Origin of the sequence: Streptomyces sp. NPDC005017, assembly GCF_042873115.1 — a bacterium.
Classification (GTDB): domain Bacteria; phylum Actinomycetota; class Actinomycetes; order Streptomycetales; family Streptomycetaceae; genus Streptomyces.
In genome coordinates this window covers 202,574-217,876 of record NZ_JBIALD010000004.1, presented here as the reverse complement: position 1 = coordinate 217,876, position 15,303 = coordinate 202,574, and the positions used below count along the sequence as shown (strand labels likewise).

The window sequence follows — 15,303 nt, the reverse complement described above, 5'->3', positions numbered from 1 at the left end:
AGTTGTGGGGGGCCGGGGTTGGTGAGTGCGGGTTGAGTGTGGTCGCTCGCGCAGTTCCCCGCGCCCCTTGGGGGTTGCCCTCTGCGGCGGTGGATGAGGCCCGGCAGCCGGGGGCTCCGGATGCCGGGTGAGTGCGGCTGGTCGCGCCGTTCTCCGTGTCCCTTTGGGGCGGTCGGCCTCTGCCGTGGTGGATGGGGGGTGGGCGGCCCGGCCCCTTCAAGGGGCCGGGGGTGTGGGTCAGGTGTCTCGGTTTGTTTCCAGGAGGCGTAGCCAGATCTCGCTGAGGGTGGGGTAGGAGGGGACCGCGTGCCAGAGGCGTTCGATGGGGACCTGGCCCGCTACGGCGACGGTGGCGGAGTGGATGAGTTCGCCGACGCCGGGGCCGACGAAGGTCACGCCGCGCAGGATGTGGTCGTCGAGGTCGACGACCATGCGGGCGCGGCCGCGGTAGCCCTCGCCGTACAGACCCGCGCCCGCGACGGAGGAGAACTCGACGTCGACGGCCCGCACGCGGTGGCCGGCCCGTTCCGCCTCGGCCAGGGACAGGCCGACGGCCGCGGCCTCCGGGTCGGCGAAGACGACCTGCGGCACGGCGTGGTGGTCGGCGGTGGCGGCGTGGGCGCCCCAGGGGTCCGACTCCAGCATGGGCACGCCCTGCGCGCGGGCCGCGATGACGGCGCCCGCGATACGGGCCTGGTACTTGCCCTGGTGGGTGAGGAGAGCGCGGTGGTTGACGTCGCCGACGGCGTACAGCCAGTCCGTGCCGGTGACCCGCAGGCTGTCGTCGACGGACAGCCAGGAGCCGGGTTCCAGGCCGACCGTGTCCAGGCCGATGTCCTCGGTGTGCGGGACCCGGCCGGTGGCGAAGAGGATCTCGTCGGCCTCCAGGTGCTCACCGGTGTCGGTGGTGACGGTCACCGTGCCGTCCCGGCGGGTCACCGACGTCACGGAGGTGCCCGTACGGACCTCGACGCCGGCCTCCTTCAGGCCCTCGGCGACCAGCTCGCCGGCGAAGGGCTCCATCCGGTTGAGCAGGCCCTTGCCGCGGACGAGGAGGGTGACCCGGCAGCCGAGGGCCTGCCAGGCGGTCGCCATCTCGGTCGCCACGACACCGCCGCCCACGACGACGAGCCGGCCCGGCGCCGCCTTGGCGCTGGTCGCCTCGCGACTGGTCCAGGGGCGTACGTCGGCGAGGCCTGGCAGGTCGGGGAGCTGGGCGCGGGTGCCGGTGCACACGGCGACGGCGTGCCGGGCGGTGAGGGTGCGGCGGGTGCCGTCCGGGGCGGTGACCTCCACCGCGCGGGGGCCGGCCAGGCGGCCGTGGCCCCGGTGGAGGTCGGCGCCGATCCCCTCGATCCAGCGGACCTGGCCGTCGTCCTTCCAGTCGGAGGTGAAGTGGTCGCGGCGGGCGAGCACCTCGGGTGCGCCGAGCGGGCCCCGCACCGACTCGCTCAGGCCGGGGAGGCGGCGAGCGTCGGCCTGGGCGATGACCGGGCGCAGCAGGGCCTTGCTCGGCATACAGGCCCAGTAGGAGCACTCACCGCCGACGAGTTCGCTCTCCACGACCGCGGTGGACAGGCCGGCCGCACGGGTGCGGTCGGCGACGTTCTCCCCCACGGGCCCGGCTCCGAGCACCACGACGTCGTAAGCATGGGAATCCGATTCCGTCATGGGGTCAGTCTTGCGGGTGGTGTGCGGCGCGGCCACACGGGTACGCGCGCGGTACGTGACCGTGCACGCACGGAATACCCCCGCCTCCCCTGGCGTTGGTGCGGACGGCTCACCCCGACAGCAGGAAGAGGGATCAACGCCATGAGCAGCACTGTGGAGCTCACCAAGGAGAACTTCGACCAGATGGTGAAGGAGAACGACTTCGTTCTCATCGACTTCTGGGCGTCGTGGTGCGGCCCGTGCCGGATGTTCGCGCCGGTGTACGAGAAGGCGGCGAAGGACAATCCCGACCTGATGTTCGGCAAGGTCGACACCGAGGCGCAGCCGGAGCTGGCGGCGGCGTTCGGCATCCAGTCGATCCCGACGCTGATGATCGTGCGCGACCAGGTGGCCGTGTTCGCGCAGCCGGGCGCGCTGCCGGAGCCCGCGCTGACGGATGTGATCGGGCAGGCGCGCAAGCTGGACATGGACGAGGTGCGCAAGGCGGTGGCCGCGCAGCAGGCGGCCGGGGCCCAGGGCGAGTGATCCGGGGTGCCGCTTGCGGACGCCGGGCCCCGGGGTCGGGGCCCGGCTCAGCTGGAGTCGCGGTGTACGACCGTGGCGCCGAGCACGCGGTGGGTCTCGGGGGCGGCGCCCGGGTCGCGTACGGCGCGGTCGACGAGTTCGGCCAGGTGGCGGCCTGAGGGCAGTTCGATGTGGACGGTGCTCAGCCGTGGGCGCAGCAGCCGTCCGAGCATGAGGTCGTCGGCGCCGATGACGGCGGTGTCGTGCGGGATGGCGATGCCTTCGTCCTGGAGGGCGCGCATGAGCAGCATCGCGTATTCGTCGTTGTAGGCGAAGACGGCGTCGAGGCCGAGGTGGTGCCAGCGGGCGGCGAGCCGGGCGGCGGCTTCCTCCTCGTAGGCGAGGGGCAGTTCGCGCAGGGTGGCGGTGGTGCCGTGCAGGGCGCGGCGGGCGCCGGCGAGGCGGGGCACGGAGAATTCGTCGAGGCCGGGTTCGGCGGGGACGACGACACCGATGCGGCGGCGGCCGCGTTCGAGGAGATGGGCGGTGGCCGCGCGGCCGACGCCCTCGTGGTCCATGAGTAACGCGTGCGCGCCGTCGACCGAGGCCGGGCCGATGGTGACGACGGCTCGCGCGCCGGAGCGCTTGAGGACGGCCACGCCCTTGGGGCCGAGACCGCCGGGCCCGGGTACGAGGACGGCGACGGGGCGCAGCTCCGCCCAGGCGCGGGCGGCGTCGTCACCGGAGAGGCCGGCGGTGCCGTACTGCACGACGGTGTAGTCCAGGCGGCCGAGGGCCCACTGGAGGTCGTTGAGGAACTGGCTGTGGAGCGGGCCGACGGGGATGGTCGGGGCGGGCATCAGGACGGTGCGGCTGTGGCCGGCGCGCAGGCTGCGGGCGGCGGCGTGCGGGACGTAGCCGAGTTCCTTCGCGGCCTCGTGCACTCTTCGGCGGGTGGGTTCGCTGATGCGGACGGCGCTGGTGTTGTTCAGGACGTAGGAGACGGTCGCGCGCGAGACTCCGGCCAGACGGGCCACGTCGGCACTCGTGGGCACGGCGGGCTGTGCGGGCGACGAGGGCGTGGACTGCTTCGGTATCTGCACCATGACACAGGCATCTTGGCAGAGCCGGGGTACGGGGCTCCGCGCGGGACCTGGTCCTTGAGGCTTCTACGAACGTGCCGCGCGTAGACGGCAGTTGGAGTCCGGCGGCGGCCTCAGTGCGGGGCCTCGGTGCCGGTCACCCGTGCGACGAGGTCGGCCCATCCCGCCTCCAGGCGCTCCATGGGCATCTCGCACTGCCTGGTCAGGTGGTGGATCAGGACGGGGTTGAGGTAGCCCATCAGGGTGTGGGCGAGGAGTTCGCCGTCCGCCTCGGGCAGTTGGCGGCGCAGCAGCATCGCGACATGGGCGTGCAGCGCGCGCCCGGGCGCCGCGGCGAAGCGGCGGTCGCTGCTGGGCTCGGCCGCGAGCATGAGGTCCAACTGCTCCACCGTGCGCCGCAGTACGGCGACGCCGAAGGCGCGCAGCCGCTCCACCGGCGGGGCGCCGGGGCCGAGCGGGGGCGGGCCGCTGATGAACGCGGCCTGGAACCGGCGCTCGGAGTGGTCGAGCAGTGCCGTGAGCAGTCCGGTGCGGTCGCCGAAGCGGCGGAAAACCGTCCCCTTGCCCACCTGTGCCGCCGTCGCCACTGCTTCCATGGTGACGCCTGCCGCGCCGTGCTCGGCGATCAGCCGGGCGGCCGCGTCCAGCAGGCGGGCACGGTTGCGCGCGGCGTCGGCACGCAGGCAGGGCCCGTCCTCGGGTGCTCCGAGCTGGATCAGTTCGACACCCGTGTCCGGCTGCGGTGAAGGCGGCGGAAGGAGGGGGAGGTCGGCGGACATGAAGACAGCGTAAACCATCGGGAATGGAACTGGACCCCGGTCCGGTTACCTGGTACACAGAAGTGGACCGCAGTCCGGATTCCCTGGACGGGCCAACTGGACCACGGTCCGGTTCTAGTGATACAACTTTCAACGGACCCCGGTCCGGATCCCTGGGATCCAGCTCGGACCCCATAAAAGCGGCATAGCTTTCAGCCATCAGGAGTAGTCATGTCTGTCCGCATCCTCGCGCTCGTCGGCAGCCTTCGCGCCGGTTCGCACAACCGCCAGCTCGCCGAGGCGGCCGTGAAGCACGCTCCCGAGGGCGCGCAGGTCGACCTCTTCGAGGGTCTGGCCGAGATCCCCTTCTACAACGAGGACATCGACGTCGAGGGCTCCGTCCCGGCCGCCGCCCAGTCGCTGCGCGAGGCCGCCGGCTCCGCCGACGCCCTCCTGCTGTTCTCCCCCGAGTACAACGGCACCATCCCGGCCGTACTGAAGAACGCCATCGACTGGCTGTCCCGCCCGTACGGCGCCGGCGCCCTGTCGGGCAAGCCGGTCGCCGTGGTCGGCACCGCCTTCGGCCAGTACGGCGGCGTGTGGGCGCAGGACGAGGCCCGCAAGGCCGTGGGCATCGCCGGTGCCAAGGTCCTGGACGACGTCAAGCTGTCCATCCCCGGCTCCGTGACCCGTTTCGCCGAGACCCACCCGTCCGAGGACGCCGAGGTCGTCGAGCAGCTCACCGAGGTCCTCGCGCGTGTGCACGGCCACGCGGGCGAGCCGGCTGCGGCCTGAGCGGCGCCACAGCCCGGGAAGGGGCCGCGGTCTTCGGACCGCGGCCCCTTCCGCATGTGCCGAGAGGCCCCGGCCGCAGTGCGGTCGGACGGCCGCGGCGGGCGGTCACAGCCAGTCGCGTCGTTTGAAGACGAGGTACAGGCTGACACAGACCAGGGCCATCAGGGCGAGGGCGAAGGGGTAGCCGATGACCCAGTGCAGCTCGGGCATATGGTCGAAGTTCATGCCGTAGACCGTGCCGATCAGGGTCGGGGCGAAGAGGATGGCGGCCCAGGCGGAGATCTTCTTGAGCTCGTTGTTCTGCGCGTGGCTCGCCTCGGCCAGCAGCTTCATCTCCTCGTTCTGCGCCTGGGAGACCAGGGTGGCGTTGACGGTGAGGATGTTCACCAGCATCTGCCGGAAGCCGTCCACCCGCTCGGCGGCCGTGGTGGCGTGGTCGGCGACGTCCCGCAGATAGCGCTGGAGCTCCTCGTCGGTGCCGTACTTCTCGAAACCGGCCTCCAGATCCCGCATGATGCCGAGCAGCGGACGTGCGGCGCGCTGGAACTCGATCACCTCACGGGAGAGTTCGTAGATGCGCCGGGACACCTTGGGGTCGCCGCCGAAGACCTCGGTCTCGATCTCGTCGATGTCGTTCTGGAGACCGCCGATGACGGGCGCGTAGCCGTCGACCACCGCGTCCAGCACGGCGTAGAGCACCGCCTCGGGGCCGAGGGCGAGCAGCTGGGGGTCCTTCTCCAGGCGGGCCCGCACCGCGCCGAGGTCGGGGGCCTGGGAATGGCGGACGGTCAGCACGAAGTCGGGGCCGATGAAGAGGTGTATCTCGCCGAAGTCGACCTCCTCCGCCTCGTCGAGGTAGCGCGCGGCGCGCAGGACGACGAACAGGGTGGTGCCGTAGCGCTCCAGCTTGGGCCGCTGGTGGGCGACGATGGCGTCCTCGACGGCCAGCTCGTGCAGGTCGAACTGTTCGGCGGCGGCCAGCAGCTGGCTCGCCGCGGGCCGGAAGAGGCCGATCCAGGCCATCGTGCCGGGCTCGCCGGGCAGCTTCGCGTAGATCTCCGCGAGCGAGGACGGCGCGGGGATGCGGTGTCCGTTGCGGTAGAGGGCGGCGTCGACGACGCTGTGCGCCAGGGACACCGAGGCCTCGTCCTGCTCCTCGTCGTCGGCGCGCGGGTCCATGGTGTGCTCGGGCGCCTCTTCCTCGTCGCCGACGGGTGCGGCGGCCGGCCGGGTGAAGGGCCGCTTGCCCGCTCGTACCGCACGTCCGCGCCAGTCGGCCATGGCCGCTACCTCCAGTGGGACAGAAGCTGTGCCGGCGACGGGGAGAGGGCGACGTGGCACCAGGGCGCGCCGATACGGGCGCGTATGCGCCTTGTCCCTGTGCTTCAGGCTAGCCCCGGGGCCGGGATCGCGCGCGATCCGGTCGCATCCGCGCCGCCGCCCCGGACCGGTACCGCGTCACCGCCCGCACAGCGGCCCGTCGCCGTGCCGCTCAGCGGGCCCGCCGGAGAGTTCACGCAGGGCGCGGCCCAGTAGGGCCATCCCCTCGGCGATGACGCCGGGCGGCGTGGCGGAGTAGCCGAGGACCAGGCCGGGGTGGCCGGGGGCCGGCGATCGGCGCGGGCGGGCGCGGCGCGCAGCGCGTCGAAGTCGGACGCGGGTTCGGTGAACAGGCTGTCCGGTGCCCGGTCCGGTTGCCGCGCGGGGGCCGGGGGCGCCGCGACGACGACCGTGCCGCCGCGTCGGCGGCCCTCCGCTGGTCCATGGCGGTCGGCCGTCCGCGGTGCACGCGGGGCCGGGTCACGGTCCTGGTACGTCTCACCAGCCCGTGCGCAGCAGATGGTTGAGCAGCAGCGCCAGCAGCGCCTGCGCGGTGAGCCAGGCGCGCGGGTGCGGCAGGAACGCACAGCACGGGAGCAGCCACAGCGCGAAGGGGAGCCAGATGCGTTCCGTCTCCGCCTTGCTCATGCCGGAGAGGTCGGCGACCAGCAGGGCGAGCAGCGCGGCGACGACGAGCAGCGCCAGCCTCGCCGCTCCACACCCGCCCGCTTTCCCGCCGCCCCCGCGGAGCAGCAGCGCGCCGGTCCGCCGCAGTCCGGCGACGGTGGCCGGGCCGGTGACGAGGACCGTACAGGCGAGGTTCGCCCACACCCAGTAGCCGTACGGCCGGACGCCTCCGGCGCCCTGGTGGTAGCGGGTGACCAGCAGCCGGTAGGCCTCCCACCAGTCGAAGCCCGCGAGCGTGAAGGCCGCCGGGACGACGGCCAGGCCACCGAGGAACAGCGTGCACAGCGCCAGAGGCCGTTCGCGGACGCGGGCACGGCACAACAGCAGTACGGCGGCGCCGACGAGGGCGATGAGGGTCAGACCGTAGGAGAGATAGCAGGTCAGGCCGAACAGCAGTCCGGAGGCGGCCGCCGGGGCGAGGGAGCGGCCGGTGACCGCGAGGGCCAGCAGGGCCACGGACCACGCGGCGACGGCGGCGAAGTAGGCGTCGGCCGAGGTGCCCATCCACACGGCGGCCGGGGCGAGCACCAGGAACGGAGCCGCGCGCCGGGCGAGCTCCTCGGTCGCCAGGGCACGGACGGCGACGAGGACGGCCGGAGCGGCGGTCGCGCCGAGGACGATGCACACGGTCCCGGCCCAGCCGCCCCCGCCCAGCCCGATCCGGTCGAGCAGCACGAAGCTGAGGGTGGCCCCGGGCGGGTGTCCGGCGACATGGGCGGGCCAGTTGTCGGGGGCGTCGATGAGGATGTGCGCGGTGAAGTCCCGCAGGGCGGCGGGGATGTCCGGGAAGCGGTGGACCGAGCGGAGGTACTCGCTACGGGTGGTGAGCTGCTCCGCGATGCCCTTGTGCCAGCCGTCGACGAGGGCGAGGGAGACGGTCCAGGCCGTGCCCGCGGCCCAGACCGCGGCGAGCAGCCGCCCCCAGCGCGGGCGGGCCGCGACGGCCGGGCCGTACGCCACCACGGCGGCCCCGACCAGCAGGGCGGCCGGGGTGCCGGGGCCGAGGTGCGGCTCCCAGGTGGCCAGCAGCGGGGGCCAGCCGACGAACAGGGTGTGCCGGGTGTGCTGGATGTGCCGCCCGACGAGCACGGCCACGGTCACGAGCAGCGCGGCGGCCAGGACGGCGTACAGATCACGGCGGAGGGATCGGCTCACAGCGGCACGCTAGGCCGCGCGGGCGCCACGAACACGCCGGCGGTACCGGACGTCAGCGTTTCGTCACGGGTCGCGCGGGCGACGCCCGGCCGTCACCCCTGCCGGACGTCAGCGTTCCGTCCCGGCCGCGCGGAGCGCCGCCCTGCCGTCACCCGTGCCGGACGCCGGCGCTTCTTCCCGGCCGCACGGGGCGCCGCCCTGCCGGACGCCAGCGTGTCATCACCGACCGCGCGGGCGACGCCCGGCCGTCACCCCTGCCGGACGCCAGCGTTCCGTCCCGGCCGCGCGGAGCGCCGCACGGGCGTCACCCCGCCCGACGTCAGCGTTTCGTCACGGGTCGCGCACCCGTCCGGTGCCCGGTGCGGGCCTACCGTCGTGCCATGCGCGACGCACACCGGCTCCCCACCTCGCCCGGCTTCTGGCGCAGCCCGCTGCGTGGGACCGCTCTCACCTCGGCCCTCGGCCTCGTCCTGCTCGTCGGCATCACCGTGCTGTTCCTGACCGGGCTGGTGTCCTACGCCGCCTACAACCCGGATCTGTCCCCGGTGAACGACAAGACGCCCGACAAGGGCCTCCTCGGCTTCTATCTGTTCCCCTGGCCGACGAACCCCTACTGGCTGTACCGGCTGAACCAGGGCGTGCACGTCACCCTCGGCATCACGCTGATCCCGGTGCTGCTGGCCAAGCTGTGGTCCGTGGTGCCGAAGCTGTTCGCGCTGCCGCCCGCCCGGTCCGTGGCCCACGCGCTGGAACGGGTCTCCCTGCTGCTCCTCGTCGGTGGTGCGCTCTTCGAGTTCGTCACCGGCGTGCTCAACATCCAGCTCGACTATGTCTTCCCCGGCTCCTTCTACCGCCTGCACTTCTACGGGGCGTGGGTGTTCTTCGCCGGTTTCGCCGTGCACGTGGTGCTCAGACTCCCCGTCGCCGTACGGAACGCACGGCTGATGCTGGAGGAGCGCGCGGGGCGGAAGGGGCCGGGCGGGGACGTGGTCCGGGAGGAGCCGACGGACGCGGACGGCCTGGTGCCGCCACGGCCCGCCGAGCCGACCGTGTCACGGCGCGGCGCGCTGTGGTTCGTCGGGGGCGGGTCACTGCTGCTGTTCCTCACCACGGTGGGGCAGAACTTCGACGGTGTGCTGCGGCGCACCGCGCTGCTCGCACCGCACGGCGGGGCGGAGCCCGGCAGCGGCCCGAACGGCTTCCAGATCAACAAGACCGCCGCCCACGCGGGCGTCTCGCCCCGGGAGACGAGCGAGGAGGCGTGGCGCCTGGTGGTCACCGGCCGGACCGGCACGGTCCGGCTCAGCCGCGCGGAACTGCTCGGACTCCCCCTGTACAGCGCCGCGTTGCCGATCGCCTGTGTGGAGGGCTGGTCGACCTCGGACCAGTGGTGGCGCGGGGTGCGGCTGCGGGACCTGGCGGCCCTGGTCGGCCACCCGGACGATCCGCCCGACGTTCTCGTGGAGTCGCTCCAGCGGCGCGGCGCGTTCCGCCGGGCGGCCCTGCGGGCGAACCAGGTCGCCGACGAGCGTTCCCTGCTCGCCCTGTTCGTCAACGGCGAGCCCCTCTCCCCCGACCACGGCCACCCGGCGCGGGTGATCGTGCCCGCCGCGCCCGGGGTGCTCAACACCAAGTGGGTGGCCCGGATGACGTTCGGAGACCTGTGATGCGCACCCGGATCCCGCTCGGCAGCCCGTTCCAACTCCTCCTTTTGGCCTGCTCGTTCGCACTGGCCGGCTACGCCGGTGTCCGGCTGCTCGACCGCGACCCGTGGAGCGTCGCGCTGTGGTTCGTGGGCGTCGCCCTCCTGCACGACCTGGTGCTGGTGCCGCTCTACGGCGCCTGCGACCGGGCCCTCGTGAGGGGGGCGGAGGCGGTGGACCGGCGGGCGTGGGTGAACCATGTGCGGGTGCCCGCCGCCCTGTCGGCCCTGCTGCTGCTCGTCTGGTTCCCGCTGATCGGCGGGCGGGTGGACGAGCGCTACCGGTCGGTCACGGGGCTGTCCCCGGACGGCTTCCTGGCGCGCTGGCTGCTGATCACGGCGGTCCTCTTCGGCGGCTCGGCGCTGCTGCTGGCGCTGCGGCTGCGCAGGGCGACGAAGCGGCGGTCGCCGACGGCCCACTGACCGGCGTCCCGCCAGCCGGCCGCGCGGGCGTGCCGCAGCAGGGCGGGGGTGCCGAGCCGGGCCCAGGGGAACGCGGCGCCGGGCGCGCTCCGGGCGCCGACCAGGTCGACGACCTGCACCTGGGCGCGCTCGTCCACGTCCGAAGGGTCGGTCTCGGCGATGAGCAGCCCGCCGGGGCGCAGCAGCCGGGCGGCCCGTTCCAGCAGGGTGCGCGGGTCGCCGCCGATGCCGATGTTGCCGTCCATCAGCAGCAGGGTGCCCCAACGGCCCTCGCCGGGCAGCCGGTCGAAGACCGAGCGGCACAGGGCCGGTCCGCCGAGCCGTGTGGTGCGGTCGACGGCGGCCGGGCTGACGTCCACGCCGAGCACGGTCCCGCCGCGGGCGGCGAGTTCGGCCACCAGCCGTCCGGGCCCGCAGCCCACGTCGAGGACCGCGCCCTCGCAGCGGTCGAGTGCCGTACGGTCGGCCGCGTCGGCGCGGGCGCACCAGCGCTCCACCTCCAGCGGCAGCAGCCAGCCGTCGGCGCGGCGCAGGAACAGCGGGCCCCGGCCGGTGCGCAGGGCCCCGGCGTAGGGGTCGGCGGCCGCCCAGGCGGGTGCGGTCGTGGTCACCGGTGGTCCGCCGTGGCGCAGCGGGCCAGCCGGGCGGCGAACCGGCCGTGCGGGGCGAGGGCGGCGACCGCGTGGGCGTCGGCCGCGGTGTCGACGTCCCGCAGCCGGGGCAGTTCGCGCACCCGCAGCCCGGCAGCGCCGAGCCGCTCCCGCTGGACGGCTCCGGTCTGCGGCGTCGACATGGGCACGCCACGCAGCAGCGCGGGATCGGGTTCGGCGAGGCCCAGCGCCCAGAAGCCGCCGTCCTCGGCGGGGCCGAAGCAGGCGTCGTGCCCGTCCAGGCCTCCGGCGAGCAGGGCCGGCGTCACCTGCGGGGTGTCCATGCCGATCAGCAGGGCGGGGCCCGTGCAGTGCGCGAAGGCGTCCGCGAGCCGCTCGTCCAGGGTGCCCGCGCACTGCGGTACGACGTCGAAGCCGGGCGGGAGCCAGCGGCCGGGAGTGCCGTCGAGCACGAGCACGCGCCGGGCCGCGGGGGTCGCCGCCACGGCCTGCAGCGTGTCGGCGAGGGCCGCCTCGGCGAGCCGCGCGGCCTGCTCGGGGGTGAACGGCGGGGTGAGGCGGGTCTTGACCCGGCCGGGTCGCGGTTCCTTGGCGATGACGAGGAGCGTGGTCACCGTACGGGCCTCCCGTCCGCGCCGGACGCGACGCCGGGCTCGGCCAGGACACGGCGCATGTCCCGGACGGCCTGCCAGGTGCCCCGCCAGGTGCCGGTCACCTTGGAGGCGCCCGCGCGCGGCAGATACGGCACGTCGTGCTCGGTGACCCGCCATCCGGCGTCGGCGGCCCGCACCACCATCTGGAGCGGATAGCCGCTGCGCCGGTCGGAGAGGCCGAGGGAGAGCAGTGGCTCGCGACGGGCGGCGCGCAGCGGGCCGAGGTCGCGCAGGCGCAGTCCGGTCCGGCGGCGCAGCAGCCGGGCGAGGGCGAGGTTCCCGGCGCGGGCGTGTGCGGGCCAGGCTCCCCGGGTGCTCGGGCGGCGGCGTCCGAGGACGAGGTCCGCCTCCCCGGCGCGGACCTCGTCGACGAACGGCACGAGGAGCGCCGGGTCGAGGGAGGCGTCGCAGTCGCAGAAGCAGACGACGTCGGCGGTGGCCGCGGTCAGTCCGGCGTGGCAGGCCGCGCCGAAGCCCCGGCGTGGTTCGCGCACGACGGTGGCGCCGAGGGCGCGGGCGATCTCCGGGGAGCCGTCGGTGGAGCCGTTGTCGACGACCAGGGCGCGCCAGCCGGCCGGAATCCGCGCGAGGACCCAGGGCAGGGCCTCGGCCTCGTCCAGGCAGGGCAGCACCACGTCGACGTCCGTTGAAGGGGTCGTCACGCTGTCACCCTACGAATCCGCACCGGGCATTTCGGACTTCCGGTCCTTACGAAACGCGGACGTCGCCTCCGCCCCCGCCCGGTCCCGCGGGTGAGATGCCAGGCTGGGGGCATGGAGCAGCACAATCCTTCACGAGACCCGGCGCCGGCCCGCGTCCTGGTCGTGGACGACGATCCGACCGTCTCCGAGGTGGTGGCCGGTTATCTGGACCGCGCCGGGTATGTCGTCGACCGTGCCGACGACGGGCCGGCGGCCCTCGGGCGGGCTGCCGCGCACTGGCCGGATCTGGTGGTGCTGGACCTGATGCTGCCCGGCATGGACGGACTGGAGGTGTGCAGGCGGCTGCGCGGATCCGGTCCGGTGCCGGTCATCATGCTCACCGCGCGCGGCGACGAGGACGACCGCGTCCTGGGGCTGGAGGTGGGGGCGGACGACTACGTCACCAAGCCCTTCAGCCCGCGCGAACTGGTGCTGCGGGTGGAGTCCGTGCTGCGCCGCAGCCGCCCCGCACCGGTGGGCGGGCGGATGTCCGCGGCGGGCCTGACGGTCGATCCGGGCGCCCGCCGCGCCACCAAGGACGGGGCCGAACTCGCGCTCACCCTGCGGGAGTTCGACCTGCTGCTGTTCTTCCTGCGCAACCCCGGGAGGGCGTTCGGCCGGGAGGACCTGATGCGGGAGGTGTGGGGCTGGGAGTTCGGCGACCTGTCCACCGTCACCGTCCACATCCGCAGACTGCGCGGCAAGATCGAGGACGATCCCGCCCGGCCGCTGCTGATCCGGACCGTGTGGGGTGTGGGGTACCGCTTCGAGCCCGGCGGGGAGGCGGACTGAGTGTCCGACACGCTGTTGATCGCGCTGTACGCCTTCGCGGGCGCCGCCGCGACCGGTCTGGCCGGGGCGGGGGCGCTGTTCCTGATCCGGCGGCGTTCGCTGACCGCGTCGCTGGCCGTGGTCGCGGCCGTCGGAGTGGTGGCGATGCTCTCGGGGACCCTGGCGGTGGCCTGGGCGATGTTCCTGTCGCCGCACGACCTGACCGTCGTCACCACGGTCGTCGCCATGGCGGCGGTCGTGTCGCTGGCGACCGCGCTGCTGCTGGGCCGCTGGGTCGTGGCCCGCAGCCGGGCCCTCGCCGTCGCGGCCCGCTCGTTCGGCGACGGCGGCGCCTTCGCCGCGCCGGACGGACCGACGACGGCGGAACTCGAGGCGGTCAGCCGCGAGTTGGCCGCCACCAGCGTCAGGCTCGCCGAATCCCGCGAGCGGGAGCGGGCACTGGAGACCTCGCGGCGCGAGCTGGTCGCCTGGATCTCGCACGATCTGCGCACCCCGCTGGCCGGGCTGCGGGCCATGTCCGAGGCGCTGGAGGACGGGGTCGCGGCCGAACCGGACCGCTATCTGCGGCAGATGCGCACCGAGGTCGACCGCCTCAACGACATGGTCGGCGACCTCTTCGAGCTCTCCCGCATCCAGGCGGGCGCGCTGGCCCTCACACCCACCCGGATGTCCCTGTACGACCTGGTCGGCGACGCGCTGGCGGGGGCGGACCCGCTGGCCCGGGAGCACGGAGTGCGGCTGGTGGGCGACGGCGTCGAGCCGCTGCCCGTCGAGGTGGACGGCAGGGAGATGAGCCGGGTACTGGGGAACCTGCTGGTCAACGCGATCCGGCGAACCCCGGCCGACGGCACGGTCGCCGTGGCCGCCGAGCGTTCCCCGGACGGCGTGGTGCTCTCGGTGTCCGACGGCTGCGGAGGCATCCCGGAGGAGGAACTGCCGCGCGTGTTCGACACCGGCTGGCGCGGCACCGACGCCCGTACGCCCCCGGCGGGCGCGGGGCTCGGCCTCGCCATCGTCCGGGGCATCGTGGAGGCCCACCGGGGCCGGGCCACCGTCCGCAACATCCCGGGCGGCTGCCGCTTCGAGGTGACGCTGCCGACGGTGCCGTAGGGCGGGGACGAGGCCCCGTGCGGGGTCGCGGTGGGGTCAGGGCCCTTCTGACGGATCGCCGTGGGAGTGGGAGCGGCGTCCGGTGCGTGCGCTCGGCGTGTGGTGTGGAGGGTCATGTGGCGGCGCCACCTGTCCCTCCGCGCCGCGCGGCTGGGGGTACCTCCCACGCCCTCAAGGGCGTGCCGGGCGTCGCGACGCCGCGGAGATCCGTCAGAAGAGCCCTAAGCCCGCTCGTCCGCCGCGAACTCCCGCATGCCCTCGGCGAATCCGACCCCGGGCCGCCAGCCGAGGTCGCGGCGGAGCCGGGCGGAGTCGGCGGTGATGTGCCGTACGTCGCCCAGCCGGTACTCGCCCGTGACCCGGGGCTCGGGCCCGCCGTGCGCGGCGGCGAGGGCGCCGGCCATCTCACCGACGGTTCGCGGGTCACCGCTGCCCGTGTTGTACGGGGTCAGCAGGCCGGGTGCGAAGTCGGCCTCCAGCGCGAGGACGTTGGCCGCCGCCACGTCCCGGACATGGACGAAGTCCCGCCGTTGCCGCCCGTCCTCGAACACCCGGGGTGCCTCGCCGCGGGCGAGCGCGGAACGGAAGAACGAGGCGACTCCCGCGTAGGGCGTGTCCCTGGGCATCCGGGGCCCGTACACGTTGTGGTAGCGCAGGGAGACCGCCGATCCGCCCGTGCAGCGGGCCCAGGCGGCGGCGAGGTGTTCCTGGGCGAGTTTCGTCGTGGCGTACACGTTCCGGGGGTCGGCCGGGGCGTCCTCGCCGACCAGCCCGGGCGACAGCGGTGCGCGGCACCGGGGGCAGGCCGGCTCGAACCGGCCCGCGTCCAGGTCGGCGACGGCCCGCGGACCCGGCCGCACGGCGCCGTGCCGGGGGCACGTGTAGCGTCCCTCCCCGTAGACGACCATCGACCCGGCCAGCACCAGCCGGCGTACCCCGGCCTCCGCCATGGTCTCGACCAGCACGGCCGTGCCGAGGTCGTTGGCCGACACGTACGCGGCGGCGTCGGACACCCCGTCACCGAGGCCGACCTTCGCGGCCTGGTGGCACACGGCGTCCACGCCGGCCAGCACCCCGGCGACCGCGTCCGGCGCGCGCACGTCGTCGCCGCTGTGCCGGCGGACGTCGAGGACGACCGTCTCGTGCCCGCGGCGCCGCAGCGCCTCGACGACATGCGACCCGATGAACCCGGCACCGCCGGTGACCAGTACACGCATGCCGTCACGCTAGGCCGGACCGGGCCTCGCGAGGGCGTGCCCTGCCGGGGACGTCATGGGTCCGTAAGACCCGGCCCGGCGGACCCGGTGGCCGGCTTCTC

14 protein-coding genes are annotated in these 15,303 nt (G+C 74.3%); 5 read left to right on the top strand and 9 right to left on the bottom strand.

The features are described from left to right. Positions 1-237: 237 nt before the first annotated feature. Entirely contained in the window at positions 238-1,671 is a 1,434-nt protein-coding gene (locus ACFYR0_RS08170; protein WP_389323157.1) for a dihydrolipoyl dehydrogenase family protein, read from the bottom strand. Between the two features lie 141 nt (positions 1,672-1,812). On the opposite strand from ACFYR0_RS08170, the gene trxA reads away from it, so the two are divergent. Beyond that, entirely contained in the window at positions 1,813-2,196 is a 384-nt protein-coding gene (gene trxA / locus ACFYR0_RS08165; RefSeq protein WP_389323154.1) for a thioredoxin, read from the top strand. 47 nt (positions 2,197-2,243) lie between these two features. Here the strand turns inward: trxA and ACFYR0_RS08160 are convergent, their stop codons facing one another. Both ACFYR0_RS08160 and ACFYR0_RS08155 read right to left on the bottom strand, forming a co-directional pair. After that, a complete protein-coding gene (locus tag ACFYR0_RS08160) occupies positions 2,244-3,281 on the bottom strand; it encodes a LacI family DNA-binding transcriptional regulator (protein ID WP_389323152.1) in 1,038 nt (345 codons plus the stop codon). Between the two features lie 110 nt (positions 3,282-3,391). Beyond that, complete coding sequence (locus ACFYR0_RS08155; protein WP_389323150.1) at positions 3,392-4,075, bottom strand: TetR/AcrR family transcriptional regulator; 684 nt, start codon at positions 4,073-4,075, stop codon at positions 3,392-3,394. 192 nt (positions 4,076-4,267) lie between these two features. Here ACFYR0_RS08155 and ACFYR0_RS08150 point away from each other — a divergent pair, with 192 nt between their 5' ends. Next, positions 4,268-4,831: an NAD(P)H-dependent oxidoreductase gene (locus ACFYR0_RS08150; protein ID WP_389323148.1), complete on the top strand. Its 564-nt coding sequence runs from the start codon at positions 4,268-4,270 to the stop codon at positions 4,829-4,831. 105 nt (positions 4,832-4,936) lie between these two features. Here ACFYR0_RS08150 and ACFYR0_RS08145 read toward each other — a convergent pair whose 3' ends face one another. Continuing rightward, entirely contained in the window at positions 4,937-6,112 is a 1,176-nt protein-coding gene (locus ACFYR0_RS08145; protein WP_389323146.1) for a magnesium and cobalt transport protein CorA, read from the bottom strand. Positions 6,113-6,649: 537 nt separating this feature from the next. Continuing rightward, positions 6,650-7,993 (bottom strand): hypothetical protein, encoded by a 1,344-nt coding sequence (locus ACFYR0_RS08140; RefSeq protein WP_389323144.1) that lies wholly within the window; start codon positions 7,991-7,993, stop codon positions 6,650-6,652. Positions 7,994-8,373: 380 nt separating this feature from the next. On the opposite strand from ACFYR0_RS08140, the gene ACFYR0_RS08135 reads away from it, so the two are divergent. Continuing rightward, complete coding sequence (locus ACFYR0_RS08135; RefSeq protein WP_389323142.1) at positions 8,374-9,660, top strand: molybdopterin-dependent oxidoreductase; 1,287 nt, start codon at positions 8,374-8,376, stop codon at positions 9,658-9,660. Between the two features lie 313 nt (positions 9,661-9,973). On the opposite strand, the gene ACFYR0_RS08130 is transcribed toward ACFYR0_RS08135, so the two are convergent. The 3 genes from ACFYR0_RS08130 to ACFYR0_RS08120 are packed head-to-tail and all read right to left on the bottom strand — an operon-like array spanning position 9,974 to position 12,044. Further along, positions 9,974-10,729: a class I SAM-dependent methyltransferase gene (locus ACFYR0_RS08130; RefSeq protein ID WP_389323140.1), complete on the bottom strand. Its 756-nt coding sequence runs from the start codon at positions 10,727-10,729 to the stop codon at positions 9,974-9,976. Next, positions 10,726-11,343, bottom strand: coding sequence for a DUF2064 domain-containing protein (locus ACFYR0_RS08125; RefSeq protein WP_389323138.1), 618 nt, complete (start codon positions 11,341-11,343; stop codon positions 10,726-10,728). The genes ACFYR0_RS08130 and ACFYR0_RS08125 overlap by 4 nt, the downstream gene beginning before the upstream one ends. Beyond that, positions 11,340-12,044, bottom strand: a complete 705-nt coding sequence (locus ACFYR0_RS08120) for a glycosyltransferase family 2 protein (protein WP_389323136.1) — start codon at positions 12,042-12,044, stop codon at positions 11,340-11,342. The genes ACFYR0_RS08125 and ACFYR0_RS08120 overlap by 4 nt, the downstream gene beginning before the upstream one ends. Before the next feature lie 111 nt (positions 12,045-12,155). Between ACFYR0_RS08120 and ACFYR0_RS08115 the strand changes: the two genes are divergently transcribed. Both ACFYR0_RS08115 and ACFYR0_RS08110 read left to right on the top strand, forming a co-directional pair. Next, positions 12,156-12,875: a response regulator transcription factor gene (locus ACFYR0_RS08115; RefSeq protein ID WP_389323134.1), complete on the top strand. Its 720-nt coding sequence runs from the start codon at positions 12,156-12,158 to the stop codon at positions 12,873-12,875. After that, positions 12,876-13,985, top strand: coding sequence for a sensor histidine kinase (locus ACFYR0_RS08110; RefSeq protein WP_389323132.1), 1,110 nt, complete (start codon positions 12,876-12,878; stop codon positions 13,983-13,985). Positions 13,986-14,206: 221 nt separating this feature from the next. On the opposite strand, the gene ACFYR0_RS08105 is transcribed toward ACFYR0_RS08110, so the two are convergent. Then, positions 14,207-15,202 (bottom strand): NAD-dependent epimerase/dehydratase family protein, encoded by a 996-nt coding sequence (locus ACFYR0_RS08105; protein ID WP_389323130.1) that lies wholly within the window; start codon positions 15,200-15,202, stop codon positions 14,207-14,209. Positions 15,203-15,303 lie beyond the last annotated feature (101 nt).